Genomic DNA, 15316 nt, shown 5'->3' on the forward strand with positions numbered 1-15316 from the left:
TACGTCCTGTAGGAGCGAGGCTTGCCCGCGAAGAACGATGACGCGGTGTTATTGATAAACCGCGGCGCCTGCTTCGCGAGCAAGCTTTGCTCCTACAAGAGCGGAAGCGGATCAGGCTTCGGTCTTGGCTGCTGCGGCTTTCTCGGCAGCGGCTTTGATCGTGGCCTGCAGCGAACCGTCAGCGGCCATTTCGGTCATGATGTCGCTACCGCCGACCAGCTCACCACCCACCCACAGTTGCGGGAAGGTTGGCCAGTTGGCGTACTTAGGCAGGTTGGCGCGGATTTCCGGGTTCTGCAGGATGTCCACGTAAGCAAACTTTTCGCCACAGGCCATTACAGCCTGCGCGGCTTTCGCGGAGAAGCCACACTGCGGGGCATTCGGCGAGCCTTTCATGTAAAGCAGAATGGTGTTGTTAGCAATCTGCTCTTTAATCGTTTCGATGATATCCATGGAGCACCTCGGCTGAACTTTCCGACTCAGTGGTCGGCACGGTGGCGCATTGTAACGGAAACCCGAGCGCCATGCTCGGACTCCCCGACAGACACGATCAAGCCGCCGCCACAGTCACCGGCACACCATTCAACGCCGCATTCCCCGACAACTCATCGAGCTGACACTCGTCCGTCAGGTCGTTGGCGCTCGATCCCGGCTGACTGCTGGCGATCGCCATCTGCACGCCCGGTCGCGCGTGGCCCCAACCGTGCGGCAGGCTGACCACGCCTTTCATCATGTCGAGACTGCCGAGCACTTCGACTTCAATCGCCCCGACCCGCGAGCTGACGCGTACCAATTGCCCATCATTGAGCCCACGGCTGGCCAGGTCCTCGGGGTGCATCAACAACTGATGACGCGGCTTGCCTTTGACCAATCGATGATAGTTGTGCATCCACGAATTGTTGCTGCGCACATGCCGACGGCCAATCATCAGTAACTCATCGGGCGCCGGGGCTTGCAACGCAGCGAAACGCGCCAGGTCGGCAAGGATCGCCGGCGGCGCAGCTTGCACCCGCTGATTCGCTGTTTTCAGACGTGGCGCCAGATTGGCTTTGAGCGCGCCCAGATCTACGCCGTGAGGATGATCGAACAAGGTCGCCAGCGAGAGTTTTTGCTCCGCCGCATCGCCATACATGCCCATGCGCAAACCACGGTCGATCATCTGCGCCGGGGCAATCGTCGGTTTCAGTTCCTTGCCGGTTTTCGCCGCGAAAGCTTTGGCCAGCCCGACAAAAATCTCCCAGTCATGCAGCGCGCCTTGCGGCTTGGCGAGGATCGCTCGATTGAAACGGCTGACATTGCGCACCGCGAACATATTGAACGTGGTGTCGTAATGATCGTTTTCCAGCGCCGAGGTCGACGGCAGGATCAGGTCGGCGTAACGCGTGGTTTCATTGATGTACAAGTCGATGCTGACCATGAACTCCAGGCCATCCAGCGCCTGCTCGAGTTGACGGCCGTTGGGCGTCGACAGCACCGGATTGCCCGCCACAGTGACCAGCGCGCGCACCTGCCCTTCCCCGCCAGTGAGCATTTCCTCGGCCAGCGCTGACACCGGCAATTCCCCGGCATATTCCGGGCGCCCGGACACGCGGCTCTGCCACAGATTGAAATGCCCGCCCGAGGTTAACGCCACCAGATCCACCGCCGGCTCGGTGCACAGCGCACCGCCGACCCGGTCGAGATTGCCGGTCACCAGATTGATCAACTGCACGACCCAATGGCACAACGTCCCGAACGCTTGAGTCGAAACACCCATGCGCCCATAACAAACGGCACTCGGCGCCGCCGCGAAGTCCCGGGCCAATTGGCGGATCTGCTCGGCAGGCACGGCACACAGCGGGCTCATGGCCTCTGCAGTAAAACCCGCGACCGCTTCGCGCACCTGATCCAGGCCATCAACCGGCAAATGGCTGTCGCGCGTGAGGTTTTCAGCGAACAAGGTATTCAGTAGCCCGAACAGCAGCGCCGCATCGCCGCCGGGGCGCACGAACACGTGTTGATCAGCAATGGCAGCGGTTTCGCTGCGACGCGGATCGACCACCACCACTTTGCCGCCGCGCGCCTGAATCGCTTTCAGACGCTTTTCCACGTCCGGCACGGTCATGATGCTGCCGTTCGACGCCAGCGGATTACCACCGAGGATCAACATGAAATCGGTGTGATCAATGTCCGGAATCGGCAATAGCAAACCGTGGCCGTACATCAGGTGACTGGTGAGGTGATGCGGCAGTTGATCGACCGAGGTCGCAGAAAAACGGTTGCGGGTTTTCAGCAAGCCGAGAAAGTAATTGCTGTGAGTCATCAACCCATAGTTGTGCACGCTGGGGTTGCCCTGATAGACCGCCACCGCGTTTTGCCCATGCCGTTGCTGAATCGCCGCCAGCCGTTCGGCGACCAGATTAAAAGCATCTTCCCAGGCAATCGGCTGCCATTCGTTGCCCACGCGCTGCATCGGCTGATGCAGGCGATCGGGGTCATTCTGGATATCCTGCAGCGCCACTGCTTTCGGGCAAATGTGCCCACGGCTGAAGGTGTCCAGCGGATCACCCTTGATCGAGGTGATCTGCACCTGGCCTTCGGTTTCGGTGGTTTCGATGGTCAGGCCGCAAATGGCTTCACACAGGTGGCAGGCACGGTGGTGGAGAGTCTTGGTCATGGCCAGTCTCTGTTTTGTTCTGGGCGGGCAAAGTCGGCCGCGGGAAAAAAACTATGGCGCGCGAAACGTCGCTGCGCCAGCGACGTTCGTCTTGTGAATCGCCAGCCATCAGGCCAGCCGATGGCTCATAGGAGTCAGTTGGTCGGCAGCCGGGGCGGCGCCTGCAACTGGATTTCCTGGATGGTTTCGATCTGCTCGTGGGCGACATGCACCCCGGTCAGTTCGCCGATAAGTCGCCAATGCTCGTCGAGCCCGGAACTGATAGTTGCCATGCGGTCGATCATGCGTCGGCCGGCGGCTTTGGTGACTTCGTCATTACTGCGCATCAACTCGAAAGACATTGAAGTCATCGAGGCGGTGAGATGAGTCAAAGAGCGGGCCGTGAGGCCAAGTAATTCCATCAACTGTTGTTCTTTCGATTCCATGCGTAGGCTTCCTGCGTCGCTCGAGCCGTAGTTATAACCCAGCACTTTGCATTAGCAAATGTTTCGACGCCGACAGCGTGGCTGTTCCGACCAAATGAACGCTCACCGAGCCTGGTAAGCGCTTGGCGACGCTCGAAGATCTCGCTTTCTGCGTCCGGGTTATTTGCAATCGAGCTTGGGCACCGTGTACAAATGCGTCATTCCACTGCAAATCCTGAAACATCTGCGCAGGCGGAAAAATAAGCCCCCTATTGGTAAGACGCGACATTTAATTATAAGATCGCGCCTTCCCCTATTTCGTCGCCCCGTGCGGCTTACGCCGCAGGTCTCGCCCGTTGTTCCGTTAAACAAGGCTTTGAGCATCTGCGGTTTGTAGCAAAAAGGTAGTCAATGATGAGCGCAAGGCACTTTCTCTCCCTGATGGATTGCACGCCCGAAGAGCTGGTCAGCGTGATCCGTCGAGGCGTTGAGCTCAAGGACCTGCGTAACCGCGGCGTACTGTTCGAGCCTCTGAAAAACCGCGTGCTCGGGATGATTTTCGAGAAGTCGTCGACGCGCACGCGGATCTCGTTCGAAGCGGGCATGATCCAGCTCGGTGGCCAGGCGATTTTCCTCTCGCCGCGCGACACTCAACTGGGCCGTGGCGAACCGATTGGTGACGCCGCGATTGTCATGTCGAGCATGCTCGATGCAGTGATGATCCGTACTTTTTCCCACAGCACCCTGACCGAATTCGCTGCCAATTCGCGCGTGCCGCTGATCAATGGCCTGTCCGATGACTTGCACCCGTGCCAGTTGCTGGCCGACATGCAGACCTACCTCGAACATCGCGGCTCGATTCAGGGCAAGACTGTGGCGTGGATAGGCGACGGCAACAACATGTGCAACAGCTATATAGAAGCGGCGATTCAGTTCGACTTCCAATTGCGCATTGCCTGCCCGGAAGGTTTCGAGCCCAATCCAGAGTTCGTGGCCAAGGCCGGCGATCGCGTGACCATCGTCCGCGATCCTCGGGATGCCGTGCGCGGCGCGCATCTGGTCAGCACCGACGTCTGGACCTCGATGGGTCAGGAAGAAGAAACCGCCAAACGCTTGAAGCTGTTCGCACCGTTCCAGGTCAACCGTGCCCTGCTCGACCTCGCGGCCGAAGATGTGTTGTTCATGCATTGCCTGCCGGCGCACCGGGGCGAAGAGATCAGCCTCGACTTGCTCGACGATCCGCGCTCGGTCGCGTGGGATCAAGCGGAAAACCGTCTGCACGCGCAAAAAGCATTGCTCGAATTTCTGGTCACTCCGGCGTATCACCACGCATGAGCCAGCCATTACTGCTTAACCTGCGCAACCTCGCCTGCGGCTATCAAGACCAGCGCGTGGTGCAGAACCTCAACCTGCACTTGAATGCCGGCGACATCGGTTGCCTGCTGGGTTCCTCGGGTTGCGGCAAAACCACCACGTTGCGCGCCATCGCCGGTTTCGAACCGGTGCACGAAGGTGAAATCCAGCTGGGTGGCGAGACTATTTCCAGCGCCGGTTTCACCCTCGCCCCGGAAAAACGCCGGATCGGCATGGTGTTCCAGGATTACGCGCTGTTCCCGCATTTGAGCGTCGCCGAAAACATTGCGTTCGGCATTCGCAAGCATCCGCAAAAGGATCGCATCACCGAAGAGTTGCTGGAACTGGTCAACCTGAAAAATCTCGGCAAGCGCTTCCCGCACGAGCTGTCCGGCGGCCAGCAGCAACGTGTCGCCCTCGCCCGCGCACTGGCGCCGGAACCGCAATTACTGCTGCTTGATGAGCCGTTTTCCAACCTCGATGGCGAATTGCGCCGCAAGCTCAGCCATGAAGTGCGCGACATTCTCAAGGCGCGTGGCACCAGTGCGATTCTGGTCACTCACGACCAGGAAGAAGCCTTTGCCGTGAGCGATCATGTCGGGGTGTTCAAGGAAGGTCGGCTTGAGCAGTGGGATACGCCCTACAACCTCTATCACGAACCGCTGACACCTTATGTCGCCAGTTTCATTGGCCAGGGTTATTTCATTCGCGGCCAGTTGAGCAGCCCGGAATCGGTGCAGACCGAACTCGGCGAGCTGCGCGGCAACCGGGCCTACACCTGGCCGATTGGCGGCGCGGTGGATGTATTGTTGCGCCCGGACGACATCGTGTATGACCCGGACAGCGCCATGAAAGCGCGGATCGTCGGCAAGACGTTCCTCGGTGCATCGACGTTGTATCGCTTGCAGTTGCCGACGGGCGCGCAACTGGAATCAATCTTCCCGAGCCACGCGGATCACCAGGTCGGTGCGCAGGTCGGGATTCGTGTGGTCGCCGAGCATCTGGTGTTGTTCCAGGCGTCCGGCAGCACGGCGGCGCAGATTCCAGTGGTCGAATCCGGCGTTCGCCGTTACAGCACCGCGAGCTGATCGCTCCTCTCAATATAGGCGCGAGGTTTGCCCGCGAGAGCGCCAGTTTTGCCGATAAAAATGTCGGTAATACTGACGCCTTCGCGGGCAAGCCTCGCTCCTACAACAGCAGAAATCAGGCACGGCCGATGTCGGCGAACTTCGCTTGCGTATGTTCGGCCAACACCGCCGGCGCCAATTCGACCTCCAACCCTCGGCGCCCGGCGCTGACAAAAATGCTCGCGAACGGCTGCGCCGAATTGTCGATAAAGGTGCGCAGACGTTTCTTCTGGCCCAACGGGCTGATCCCACCGAGCAGATAACCGGTCGCGCGTTGTGCCGCTGCGGGGTCAGCCATTTCGACTTTCTTCACCCCGGCCGCCTGCGCCAAGTGCTTTAAATCCAGACTTCCGACCACCGGCACCACTGCCACCAGCAATTCGCCTTTCTCACTGGCTGCCAGCAGCGTCTTGAACACCTGCGCCGGGTCCAACGCCAGTTTCTCTGCGGCCTCCAGCCCATACGACGCAGCTTTCGGATCATGTTCGTAACTGTGCACGCGATGTTCGGCTCGAACTTTTTTCAACAAATCCAATGCGGGTGTCATGACGGCTCCAGTCGCGACGGCAGAAGAAAAACACTGCGCCGGATTCTAGGTCATCGCCGAGCAAAACGCTCTATTGCGGCGCCATTTCAAAGGCTTGGCGCCAGTCTGCGCGAAGAGTTCAAGAGCAATTCGCCGCGCCATCAAGACGATCATTCACACCACGAATAGTTTAATTGTGACTGATGGTTCACTTTCGACCTTTGACAGCGGCGTTTCTTGTCTATATTTTTTCGAATGCGAATACTGTACGAATGAGCACAAAGCAGCACCCGGCAGTAAACCAGAAAGAGGATGGGGATCCTGTTCTGGTGAAAATCGCGCTTTGCCCACGATGACAAAGCGCCAGACAACAACAAAAAAGAGGTTTTCGATGACAACTGCTTTAAAACAACCGCCACTCTCCAGCCAATGCATGGCCGAATTCCTCGGCACCGCCCTGCTGATCTTTTTCGGCACTGGTTGCGTTGCTGCGCTCAAGGTCGCGGGTGCCAGCTTCGGTTTGTGGGAAATCAGCATTATCTGGGGCGTCGGCGTCAGCATGGCGATCTACCTCACCGCCGGGATTTCCGGGGCTCATCTCAATCCAGCCGTCAGCATCGCCCTGAGCATTTTCACCGACTTCGAAAAACGCAAACTGCCCTTTTATATCCTTGCCCAGGTTGCTGGCGCGTTTTGCGGCGCCCTGTTGGTTTACACCCTCTACAGCAATCTGTTCTTCGATTACGAACAAACTCACCAAATGGTTCGTGGCACTCAGGCAAGCCTTGAATTGGCTTCGGTGTTTTCCACGTTCCCGCACCCTGCGCTGTCTACCGCCCAGGCGTTTCTGGTTGAAGTGGTCATCACCGCGATTCTCATGGGCGTGATCATGTCGCTGACTGACGACAACAATGGCTTGCCGAAAGGCCCGCTGGCGCCGCTGCTGATCGGCCTGTTGATTGCAGTGATTGGCAGCTCGATGGGCCCGCTGACCGGTTTTGCGATGAACCCGGCGCGTGATTTCGGCCCCAAGCTGATGACATTCTTCAATGGTTGGGGTGAAATTTCCCTCACCGGCGGGCGCGATATCCCGTATTTCCTGATTCCGATCTTTGCACCGATTGTCGGTGCCTGCCTCGGCGCAGCGGCTTATCGCGGGCTGATTGCCCGGCATTTGCCGAGCGCCGAACCTGCTACAAAGGACGCAGCACCGGCCATTGACGGCAAACCAAGAACTTCTTGATACCGTTGGCGCGTGATCCTGCCCATTTGATCGCGCGCCTGACCTCACTTCTTTTTCGTCCAAGGCAATCGACATGACCGATATTCAGAATAAGAACTACATCATTGCCCTTGATCAGGGTACGACCAGCTCGCGCGCGATCATTTTCGATCGCGATGCGAACGTGGTCTGCACCGCGCAGCGCGAATTCGTTCAGCATTACCCGCAAGCCGGTTGGGTCGAACATGACCCGATGGAAATCTTCGCGACGCAAAGCGCCGTGATGGTCGAGGCCCTGGCGCAAGCCGGCCTGCATCACGATCAGGTCGCCGCCATCGGCATCACCAACCAGCGTGAAACCACCGTGGTCTGGGACAAGACCACCGGCCGCCCGATTTACAACGCGATCGTCTGGCAGTGCCGCCGCAGCACCGAGATCTGCCAGCAGCTCAAGCGCGATGGCCACGAGCAATACATCAGCGAAACCACCGGCCTGGTCACCGACCCGTACTTCTCCGGCACCAAGCTCAAGTGGATCCTTGACAACGTCGAAGGCAGCCGCGAGCGTGCGCGCAACGGCGAACTGCTGTTCGGCACCATCGACAGCTGGCTGATCTGGAAATTTACCGGCGGCAAAGTCCACGTCACCGACTACACCAACGCCTCGCGCACCATGCTCTTCAACATCCACTCGCTGGAGTGGGACGCGAAGATGCTGGAGATCCTCGACATTCCGCGCGAGATGCTCCCGGAAGTTAAGTCCTCCTCGGAAATCTACGGCCACACCAAAAGCGGCATCGCCATCGGTGGCATCGCGGGTGACCAACAGGCTGCCCTGTTCGGCCAGATGTGCGTCGAGCCCGGCCAGGCGAAAAACACCTACGGCACTGGTTGCTTCCTGCTGATGAACACCGGCGACAAAGCGGTGAAATCCCAGCACGGCATGCTCACCACCATCGCTTGCGGGCCGAAAGGCGAAGTGGCCTACGCACTGGAAGGCGCAGTGTTCAACGGCGGTTCGACCGTGCAGTGGCTGCGTGACGAACTGAAAATCATCAACGACGCGCACGACACCGAATACTTCGCCAGCAAGGTCAAGGACAGCAACGGCGTGTACCTGGTGCCGGCATTTACCGGTCTGGGCGCGCCGTACTGGGACCCGTACGCGCGTGGCGCGTTGTTCGGTCTGACTCGCGGCGTGCGCGTCGATCACATCATCCGCGCCGCGCTGGAATCGATCGCTTACCAGACCCGCGACGTCCTCGACGCCATGCAACAGGACTCCGGCGAACGCCTGAAATCCCTGCGCGTGGACGGCGGCGCAGTGGCCAACAATTTCCTGATGCAGTTCCAGGCCGACATCCTCGGCACTCAGGTCGAGCGCCCGCAAATGCGCGAAACCACCGCACTCGGCGCCGCCTACCTGGCCGGCCTGGCGTGCGGCTTCTGGGGCAGCCTCGACGAGTTGCGTGGCAAGGCTGTGATCGAGCGCGAATTCGAACCGGCACTGGACGAAAGCGCCAAGGAAAAACTCTACGCCGGCTGGAAGAAAGCGGTTAGCCGCACGCGCGATTGGGAACCGCACGAAGGCGCTGAATAAGCCAAGCTGAGGATTCGTATCAGTATGTAACTGGCAGGGAGTGGATTCGTCCGGCATCATGGGCAAATTTTGTACGGCAGCCCAAAGGAAGCCCCATGAATCTGCCTCCCCGTCAGCAACAAATCCTCGAGCTGGTCCGCGAACGCGGCTATGTGAGCATCGAGGAAATGGCCACGCTGTTCGTCGTTACCCCGCAAACCATTCGCCGCGACATCAATCAACTCGCGGAAGCCAATTTGCTGCGTCGCTACCACGGCGGCGCCGCCTACGATTCCAGTGTCGAAAACACCGCCTACGCCATGCGCGCCGACCAGATGCGCGATGAAAAGCAGCGTATCGGCGAAGCCATTGCCGCACAGATTCCCGACCACGCCTCGCTGTTCATCAATATCGGCACCACCACCGAATCGATTGCACGGGCGCTGCTCAATCACAATCACCTGAAGATCATCACCAACAACCTGCACGTGGCTTCCATGCTCAGCGCCAAGGACGACTTCGATGTCCTGCTGACCGGCGGCAATGTGCGGCGCGACGGCGGCGTGGTTGGTCAGGCGAGTGTCGATTTCATCAACCAGTTCAAGGTGGATTTCGCCCTGGTCGGCATCAGCGGCATTGACGAGGACGGCAGTTTGCTCGACTTCGATTATCAGGAAGTGCGCGTTTCGCAGGCGATCATTGCCAATGCGCGGCAAGTAATCCTCGCTGCGGACTCGAGCAAATTCGGACGCAACGCCATGATTCGCCTCGGGCCGATCAGCTTGATCGATTGTCTGGTGACGGATCAGCAGCCGGTTCCGGCGCTGGCGCAGTTGTTGAGTCAGCACAAGATTCGGCTGGAGGTGGTTTAACCCCGCAATAGCTTCAGCGTTCCTACCGACGCTATCGCGAGCAGGCTCGCTCCCACAGGGTTCACCGCAATCCTTGTGGGAGCGAGCTTGCTCGCGATAGCGGTCGCCGATGCAACACACCCTCCGCGCCCTACCGCACATCCGAATGTTCGTAAATTTTCCTTTCTCAGCCCTTCGATCAGTATTTTCAATCGAAGTCGACTGGCTGCGCGCGGCTTTATGGGCTACCATTTTCGCAAATGAACATTAATGTTCGAATTCCAATATCGAAAATCATAAAAGCCGAGGCCAGCCGATGCCCACTTCTACCTTGCCTACGCCCCCTCTCGCCGAGGTCTACGATATCGCCGTCATCGGTGGTGGGATCAATGGCGTGGGGATCGCAGCGGATGCCGCCGGTCGCGGTCTTTCGGTGTTCCTTTGTGAAAAAGACGACTTGGCCAGCCACACCTCGTCGGCCAGCAGCAAGCTGATCCACGGTGGCCTGCGCTACCTCGAACATTACGAATTCCGTCTGGTGCGTGAAGCTCTGGCCGAGCGCGAAGTGCTGTTGGCCAAAGCCCCACACATCGTCAAGCAAATGCGCTTCGTGCTGCCGCATCGTCCGCACCTGCGTCCGGCGTGGATGATCCGCGCTGGTCTGTTCCTGTATGACAACCTTGGCAAACGGGAAAAACTCGAAGGCTCGAAAAGCCTGAAGTTCGGCCCGGACAGCCCGCTGAAAAGCGAAATCAGCAAAGGCTTCGAGTACTCCGATTGCTGGGTCGACGACGCTCGCCTCGTCGTACTGAACGCCATGGCCGCTCGCGAAAAAGGCGCGCACGTTCACACCCAGACCCGTTGCGTCAGCGCCCGTCGCACCAAAGGCCTGTGGCACCTGCATCTGGAACGCGCCGACGGCAGCCTGTTTTCGATTCGCGCCAAAGCGCTGGTCAACGCCGCCGGTCCGTGGGTTGCCAAGTTCATTCGTGACGACCTGAAAATGGAATCGCCGTACGGCATCCGCCTGATTCAGGGCAGCCACCTGATCGTGCCGAAATTGTACGAAGGCGAACACGCGCACATTTTGCAAAACGAAGATCAGCGCATCGTCTTCACGATTCCGTACCTGAACCACTTCACCCTGATCGGCACCACCGACCGCGAGTACACCGGCGACCCGGCTGCCGTGGCGATCACCGAAGGTGAAACCGATTACCTGTTGAAAGTGGTCAACGCGCACTTCAAGAAACAAGTCAGCCGCGACGACATTCTCCACAGCTATTCGGGCGTGCGTCCGCTGTGCAATGACGAGTCCGACAACCCTTCGGCCGTGACCCGCGACTACACGCTGGCGTTGTCCGGCACTGGCGAAGAAGCGCCGCTGCTGTCGGTGTTCGGCGGCAAGCTGACCACCTACCGCAAACTGGCGGAATCGGCGATGGCGCAACTGGCGCCGTACTTCTCGCACATCAAGCCGAGCTGGACCGCCAAAGCGACCCTGCCCGGCGGCGAAGACATGACCACCCCGCAAGCGTTGGCCGCGAAAATCCGTGACCAGTTCGACTGGGTGCCGACCGAAATCGCGCGCCGCTGGGCCACCACTTACGGCAGCCGCACCTGGCGCATGCTCGAAGGCGTGCAGAGCCTGAATGACTTGGGCGAGCACATCGGCGGCGGCCTCTACACCCGCGAAGTCGATTACCTGTGCAGCGAAGAATGGGCTACCACCGCCCACGACATCCTCTGGCGTCGTAGCAAACTCGGCTTGTTTACCACCCCGGATGAGCAGCAGAAACTGGCTGATTACCTGAGCAAGGTCGAACAGAACCGCAGCAAGATCGAAGCGGCCTGATCGGGTAACCGGTTAAAGCAAAGCCCCTGAATCGCGAGATTCAGGGGCTTTTTTGTTTGCGCTTCTATCCGTAGGAGCGAGGCTTGCCCGCGAAGTCGGTGGGTCAGCTGCGTTGATGTTGGCTGATCGTCCCTCTTCGCGGGCAAGCCTCGCTCCTACAGGGTTTCGGGCATTCGGTTTTCCGAACGCGACTTGCCAGTCAATTCGGATTACCGGATAACCTCGTAACAAATTCTCCGTCACGAAAACTTAATAGCCTTGTAAATCAACACTTTGATCTGCGGCGACTGGTCTGGCACGAGTCATGCTCTACACTCTTGGACGAACGCATTGTCGAGCGACCTTTCAGGCGCCGCCCTGCGATCGAAGCACAAAAGGGCCGACGAACTGGCTCCATAAAAAAAACAATGTCGAGGAAAATTTGATGCGCATCGTTCCCCATATCCTGGGCGCAGCCATTGCTGCCGCTCTGATCAGCACTCCAGTTTTCGCTGCCGAACTCACCGGCACCCTGAAAAAAATCAAAGAGTCCGGTGTCATCACCCTCGGGCATCGCGATGCTTCCATTCCGTTTTCCTATATCGCGGATGCTTCCGGCAAGCCGGTTGGCTACTCCCACGATATCCAGCTGAAAATCGTCGAAGCCATCAAGAAAGACCTCGACCTGCCAAACCTTCAGGTCAAGTACAACCTGGTCACCTCGCAAACCCGTATTCCGCTGGTGCAAAACGGCACCGTGGACGTCGAGTGCGGCTCCACCACCAACAACGTCGAGCGTCAGCAGCAAGTTGACTTCTCCGTCGGCATCTTCGAAATCGGCACCCGTCTGCTGTCCAAGAAAGACTCGAAGTACAAGAACTTCGATGATCTGAAAGGCAAGAACGTCGTGACCACCGCTGGCACCACGTCCGAGCGCATCCTCAAGTCGATGAACGCCGACAAGCAGATGGGCATGAACGTTATCTCCGCCAAGGACCACGGCGAGTCCTTCCAGATGCTGGAATCGGGCCGCGCTGTGGCGTTCATGATGGACGATGCGCTGCTGGCCGGTGAAGCCGCCAAAGCCAAGAAGGCCACCGACTGGGAAGTGACCGGTGATCCGCAGTCCTACGAGATCTACGGCTGCATGGTGCGCAAGGGTGACGCACCGTTCAAGAAGGCTGTAGACGACGCCATCGTGGCGACCTACAAGTCGGGCGAGATCAACAAGATCTACGAAAAATGGTTCATGACGCCAATCCCGCCTAAAGGCTTGAACCTGAACTTCCCGATGAGCGACGAGCTCAAGGCCCTGATCGCCAATCCGACCGATAAAGCGGCTGACGACAAGAAGTCCTGATTTCTGACTAACCTTATCTCCTGAGAGGGCCGCTGCCCTTTCAGGAGGTAGTCACTCCCTGCTGGCATATTCTGGAAACACTCGAACCGGTGGCTGTCGAGCCGATCGCGTGTGCCTGATCTCCACGATCAGGCGGGAACGGAGCTTCCCCAGGCGGGCATTTGCATACTGATCGATCCGAGGGGAGACCCTGATGAATTACACATGGGACTGGGGCGTGTTCTTCAAGTCCACCGGCGTGGGCAGCGAGACGTATCTCGACTGGTTCATTTCCGGTCTGGGCTGGACCATCGCCATCGCCGTTGTCGCCTGGATTATCGCGCTGACCCTGGGCTCGATCCTGGGCGTCATGCGTACCGTGCCAAACCGCGTCGTTGCCGGCATTGCAACCTGCTACGTCGAACTCTTTCGTAACGTGCCGCTGCTGGTTCAGCTGTTCATCTGGTACTTCCTGGTGCCGGACCTGCTGCCGCAAGACTTGCAGGACTGGTACAAACAAGACCTCAACCCGACTACCTCGGCTTACCTGAGCGTTGTCGTGTGCCTGGGCTTGTTCACCGCTGCTCGCGTTTGCGAACAAGTGCGCACCGGCATCCAGGCACTGCCGCGCGGCCAGGAATCCGCCGCTCGCGCGATGGGTTTCAAGCTGCCGCAGATCTACTGGAATGTGCTGTTGCCCCAGGCTTACCGCATCATTATTCCGCCGCTTACCTCGGAATTTCTCAACGTGTTCAAGAACTCGTCGGTGGCCTCGCTGATCGGTTTGATGGAGCTGCTCGCGCAGACCAAACAGACCGCCGAGTTCTCCGCCAACCTGTTCGAAGCTTTCACCCTGGCCACGCTGATCTACTTCACCTTGAACATGAGCCTGATGCTGCTGATGCGTCTGGTCGAGAAGAAAGTCGCCGTGCCGGGCCTGATCTCGCTAGGGGGTAAATGATGGAATTCGACTTCTCGGGCATCATCCCTTCCCTGCCGGGTCTGTGGAACGGCATGGTCATGACCCTGCAACTGATGGCGCTGGGCGTCGTCGGCGGGATCATCCTCGGCACGATTCTGGCGCTGATGCGGCTGTCGCATAACAAGCTGCTGTCGAACCTGGCCGGCGCGTACGTCAACTATTTCCGCTCGATTCCGTTGCTGCTGGTCATCACCTGGTTCTACCTGGCGGTGCCGTTCGTGCTGCGCTGGATCACCGGTGAAGACACGCCGATTGGCGCATTCGCCTCCTGCATCGTGGCGTTCATGATGTTCGAAGCCGCGTACTTCTGCGAAATCGTCCGGGCTGGCGTGCAATCGATCTCCAAAGGCCAGATGGGCGCCGCCCAGGCTTTGGGCATGACTTACGGCCAGATGATGCGTTTGATCATCCTGCCGCAAGCGTTCCGCAAGATGACCCCGCTGCTGCTGCAACAGAGCATCATCCTGTTTCAGGACACCTCGCTGGTGTACGCAGTCGGTCTGGTGGACTTCCTCAATGCTTCGCGCGCCAGTGGCGACATCATCGGTCGCTCCAATGAGTTCCTGATTTTCGCAGGTCTCACGTACTTCATAATCAGCTTTGCCGCCTCGCTGCTGGTCAAGCGTCTGCAAAAAAGGTTTGCCGTATGATCTCTATCAAGAACATCAACAAGTGGTATGGCGACTTCCAGGTGCTGACTGATTGCAGCACCGAGGTCAAAAAAGGCGAAGTGATCGTGGTGTGCGGGCCGTCCGGCTCGGGCAAATCGACCCTGATCAAATGCGTCAACGCGCTGGAACCGTTCCAGAAGGGCGACGTGGTGGTCGATGGCACATCCATCGCCGACCCGAAGACCGATCTGCCGAAACTGCGTTCGCGGGTGGGCATGGTGTTCCAGCATTTCGAGCTGTTCCCGCACCTGTCGATCACCGAAAACCTGACCATCGCGCAGATCAAGGTGTTGGGCCGCAGCAAGGAAGAAGCGACCAAGAAAGGCCTGCAATTGCTCGAACGTGTTGGCTTGTCGGCGCACGCTCACAAGCATCCGGGCCAGCTCTCCGGTGGCCAGCAACAGCGCGTGGCGATTGCCCGTGCGCTGGCGATGGACCCGATCGTCATGCTGTTCGACGAACCGACCTCGGCGCTCGACCCGGAAATGGTCAACGAAGTGCTCGATGTAATGGTGCAACTGGCCCACGAAGGCATGACCATGATGTGCGTGACCCACGAAATGGGCTTCGCCCGTAAAGTGGCCGACCGCGTGATCTTCATGGACCAGGGCAAGATCATCGAAGACTGCCCGAAAGAGGAGTTCTTCGGCGACATCAGCGCCCGCTCCGAACGTGCGCAGCATTTCCTCGAGAAGATTTTGCAGCACTAAGCACCGGGCACCTGCTCGTAGCCACACCAATCCCTTGTGGGAGCGAGCTTGCTCGCGATAGC

The 15316-nt window shown here is 58.8% G+C and carries 14 protein-coding genes; 10 read left to right on the top strand and 4 right to left on the bottom strand.

The annotated features are described in order from the left end of the window. Positions 1-111: 111 nt before the first annotated feature. The 3 genes from grxD to FBY12_RS21700 all read right to left on the bottom strand — a co-directional run bounded on the left by grxD (position 112) and on the right by FBY12_RS21700 (position 3081). Positions 112-453 (bottom strand): Grx4 family monothiol glutaredoxin, encoded by a 342-nt coding sequence (gene grxD, locus FBY12_RS21690; RefSeq protein WP_109501982.1) that lies wholly within the window; start codon positions 451-453, stop codon positions 112-114. Positions 454-550: 97 nt separating this feature from the next. Further along, positions 551-2656 (bottom strand): molybdopterin oxidoreductase family protein, encoded by a 2106-nt coding sequence (locus FBY12_RS21695; protein ID WP_145255792.1) that lies wholly within the window; start codon positions 2654-2656, stop codon positions 551-553. A 134-nt stretch (positions 2657-2790) separates the two neighbouring features. Continuing rightward, entirely contained in the window at positions 2791-3081 is a 291-nt protein-coding gene (locus FBY12_RS21700) for a hypothetical protein (RefSeq protein WP_121733912.1), read from the bottom strand. Positions 3082-3474: 393 nt separating this feature from the next. Between FBY12_RS21700 and argF the strand changes: the two genes are divergently transcribed. After that, the gene (argF, locus tag FBY12_RS21705) at positions 3475-4395 is read left to right on the top strand and encodes an ornithine carbamoyltransferase (protein WP_145255794.1); all 921 of its coding nucleotides are present in this window, start codon (positions 3475-3477) and stop codon (positions 4393-4395) included. Next, the gene (locus FBY12_RS21710; protein ID WP_145255797.1) at positions 4392-5501 is read left to right on the top strand and encodes an ABC transporter ATP-binding protein; all 1110 of its coding nucleotides are present in this window, start codon (positions 4392-4394) and stop codon (positions 5499-5501) included. Before argF ends, FBY12_RS21710 begins: the two co-directional genes overlap by 4 nt. A 115-nt stretch (positions 5502-5616) precedes the next feature. Here the strand turns inward: FBY12_RS21710 and ybaK are convergent, their stop codons facing one another. Continuing rightward, the gene (ybaK, locus tag FBY12_RS21715; RefSeq protein WP_121733915.1) at positions 5617-6087 is read right to left on the bottom strand and encodes a Cys-tRNA(Pro) deacylase; all 471 of its coding nucleotides are present in this window, start codon (positions 6085-6087) and stop codon (positions 5617-5619) included. Positions 6088-6457: 370 nt separating this feature from the next. Here ybaK and FBY12_RS21720 point away from each other — a divergent pair, with 370 nt between their 5' ends. From FBY12_RS21720 to FBY12_RS21755, 8 genes are all read left to right on the top strand, one after another. After that, positions 6458-7309, top strand: a complete 852-nt coding sequence (locus FBY12_RS21720) for an MIP/aquaporin family protein (protein ID WP_145255800.1) — start codon at positions 6458-6460, stop codon at positions 7307-7309. Positions 7310-7382: 73 nt separating this feature from the next. Beyond that, positions 7383-8888, top strand: coding sequence for a glycerol kinase GlpK (gene glpK, locus FBY12_RS21725; RefSeq protein WP_092278608.1), 1506 nt, complete (start codon positions 7383-7385; stop codon positions 8886-8888). Between the two features lie 95 nt (positions 8889-8983). Beyond that, the gene (locus FBY12_RS21730) at positions 8984-9739 is read left to right on the top strand and encodes a DeoR/GlpR family transcriptional regulator (protein ID WP_007916700.1); all 756 of its coding nucleotides are present in this window, start codon (positions 8984-8986) and stop codon (positions 9737-9739) included. Between the two features lie 295 nt (positions 9740-10034). Continuing rightward, complete coding sequence (glpD, locus tag FBY12_RS21735) at positions 10035-11573, top strand: glycerol-3-phosphate dehydrogenase (RefSeq protein ID WP_145255803.1); 1539 nt, start codon at positions 10035-10037, stop codon at positions 11571-11573. A 424-nt stretch (positions 11574-11997) separates the two neighbouring features. Then, the gene (locus FBY12_RS21740; RefSeq protein WP_145255805.1) at positions 11998-12912 is read left to right on the top strand and encodes a glutamate/aspartate ABC transporter substrate-binding protein; all 915 of its coding nucleotides are present in this window, start codon (positions 11998-12000) and stop codon (positions 12910-12912) included. 193 nt (positions 12913-13105) lie between these two features. Beyond that, positions 13106-13852: an amino acid ABC transporter permease gene (locus FBY12_RS21745; protein ID WP_092278602.1), complete on the top strand. Its 747-nt coding sequence runs from the start codon at positions 13106-13108 to the stop codon at positions 13850-13852. Further along, on the top strand, positions 13852-14523 hold the full coding sequence (locus FBY12_RS21750) for an amino acid ABC transporter permease (protein WP_092278600.1): 672 nt from the start codon (positions 13852-13854) through the stop codon (positions 14521-14523). The genes FBY12_RS21745 and FBY12_RS21750 overlap by 1 nt, the downstream gene beginning before the upstream one ends. Further along, complete coding sequence (locus FBY12_RS21755) at positions 14520-15254, top strand: amino acid ABC transporter ATP-binding protein (protein WP_092278598.1); 735 nt, start codon at positions 14520-14522, stop codon at positions 15252-15254. The genes FBY12_RS21750 and FBY12_RS21755 overlap by 4 nt, the downstream gene beginning before the upstream one ends. Positions 15255-15316: the final 62 nt, after the last annotated feature.

This window comes from Pseudomonas sp. SJZ131, from assembly GCF_007828705.1.
GTDB lineage: Bacteria > Pseudomonadota > Gammaproteobacteria > Pseudomonadales > Pseudomonadaceae > Aquipseudomonas > Aquipseudomonas prosekii.

Bases quoted from the DNA above. Each gene is read 5' to 3' on its own strand.
- FBY12_RS21745 (WP_092278602.1), top strand. From the start codon at position 13,106: ATGAATTACACATGGGACTGGGGCGTGTTCTTCAAGTCCACCGGCGTG.
- FBY12_RS21750 (WP_092278600.1), top strand. From the start codon at position 13,852: ATGGAATTCGACTTCTCGGGCATCATCCCTTCCCTGCCGGGTCTGTGG.
- glpD (WP_145255803.1), top strand. From the start codon at position 10,035: ATGCCCACTTCTACCTTGCCTACGCCCCCTCTCGCCGAGGTCTACGAT.
- FBY12_RS21720 (WP_145255800.1), top strand. From the start codon at position 6,458: ATGACAACTGCTTTAAAACAACCGCCACTCTCCAGCCAATGCATGGCC.
- grxD (WP_109501982.1), bottom strand. From the start codon at position 453: ATGGATATCATCGAAACGATTAAAGAGCAGATTGCTAACAACACCATT.
- FBY12_RS21755 (WP_092278598.1), top strand. From the start codon at position 14,520: ATGATCTCTATCAAGAACATCAACAAGTGGTATGGCGACTTCCAGGTG.
- FBY12_RS21695 (WP_145255792.1), bottom strand. From the start codon at position 2,656: ATGACCAAGACTCTCCACCACCGTGCCTGCCACCTGTGTGAAGCCATT.
- FBY12_RS21710 (WP_145255797.1), top strand. From the start codon at position 4,392: ATGAGCCAGCCATTACTGCTTAACCTGCGCAACCTCGCCTGCGGCTAT.
- argF (WP_145255794.1), top strand. From the start codon at position 3,475: ATGAGCGCAAGGCACTTTCTCTCCCTGATGGATTGCACGCCCGAAGAG.
- FBY12_RS21700 (WP_121733912.1), bottom strand. From the start codon at position 3,081: ATGGAATCGAAAGAACAACAGTTGATGGAATTACTTGGCCTCACGGCC.
- glpK (WP_092278608.1), top strand. From the start codon at position 7,383: ATGACCGATATTCAGAATAAGAACTACATCATTGCCCTTGATCAGGGT.
- FBY12_RS21740 (WP_145255805.1), top strand. From the start codon at position 11,998: ATGCGCATCGTTCCCCATATCCTGGGCGCAGCCATTGCTGCCGCTCTG.
- FBY12_RS21730 (WP_007916700.1), top strand. From the start codon at position 8,984: ATGAATCTGCCTCCCCGTCAGCAACAAATCCTCGAGCTGGTCCGCGAA.
- ybaK (WP_121733915.1), bottom strand. From the start codon at position 6,087: ATGACACCCGCATTGGATTTGTTGAAAAAAGTTCGAGCCGAACATCGC.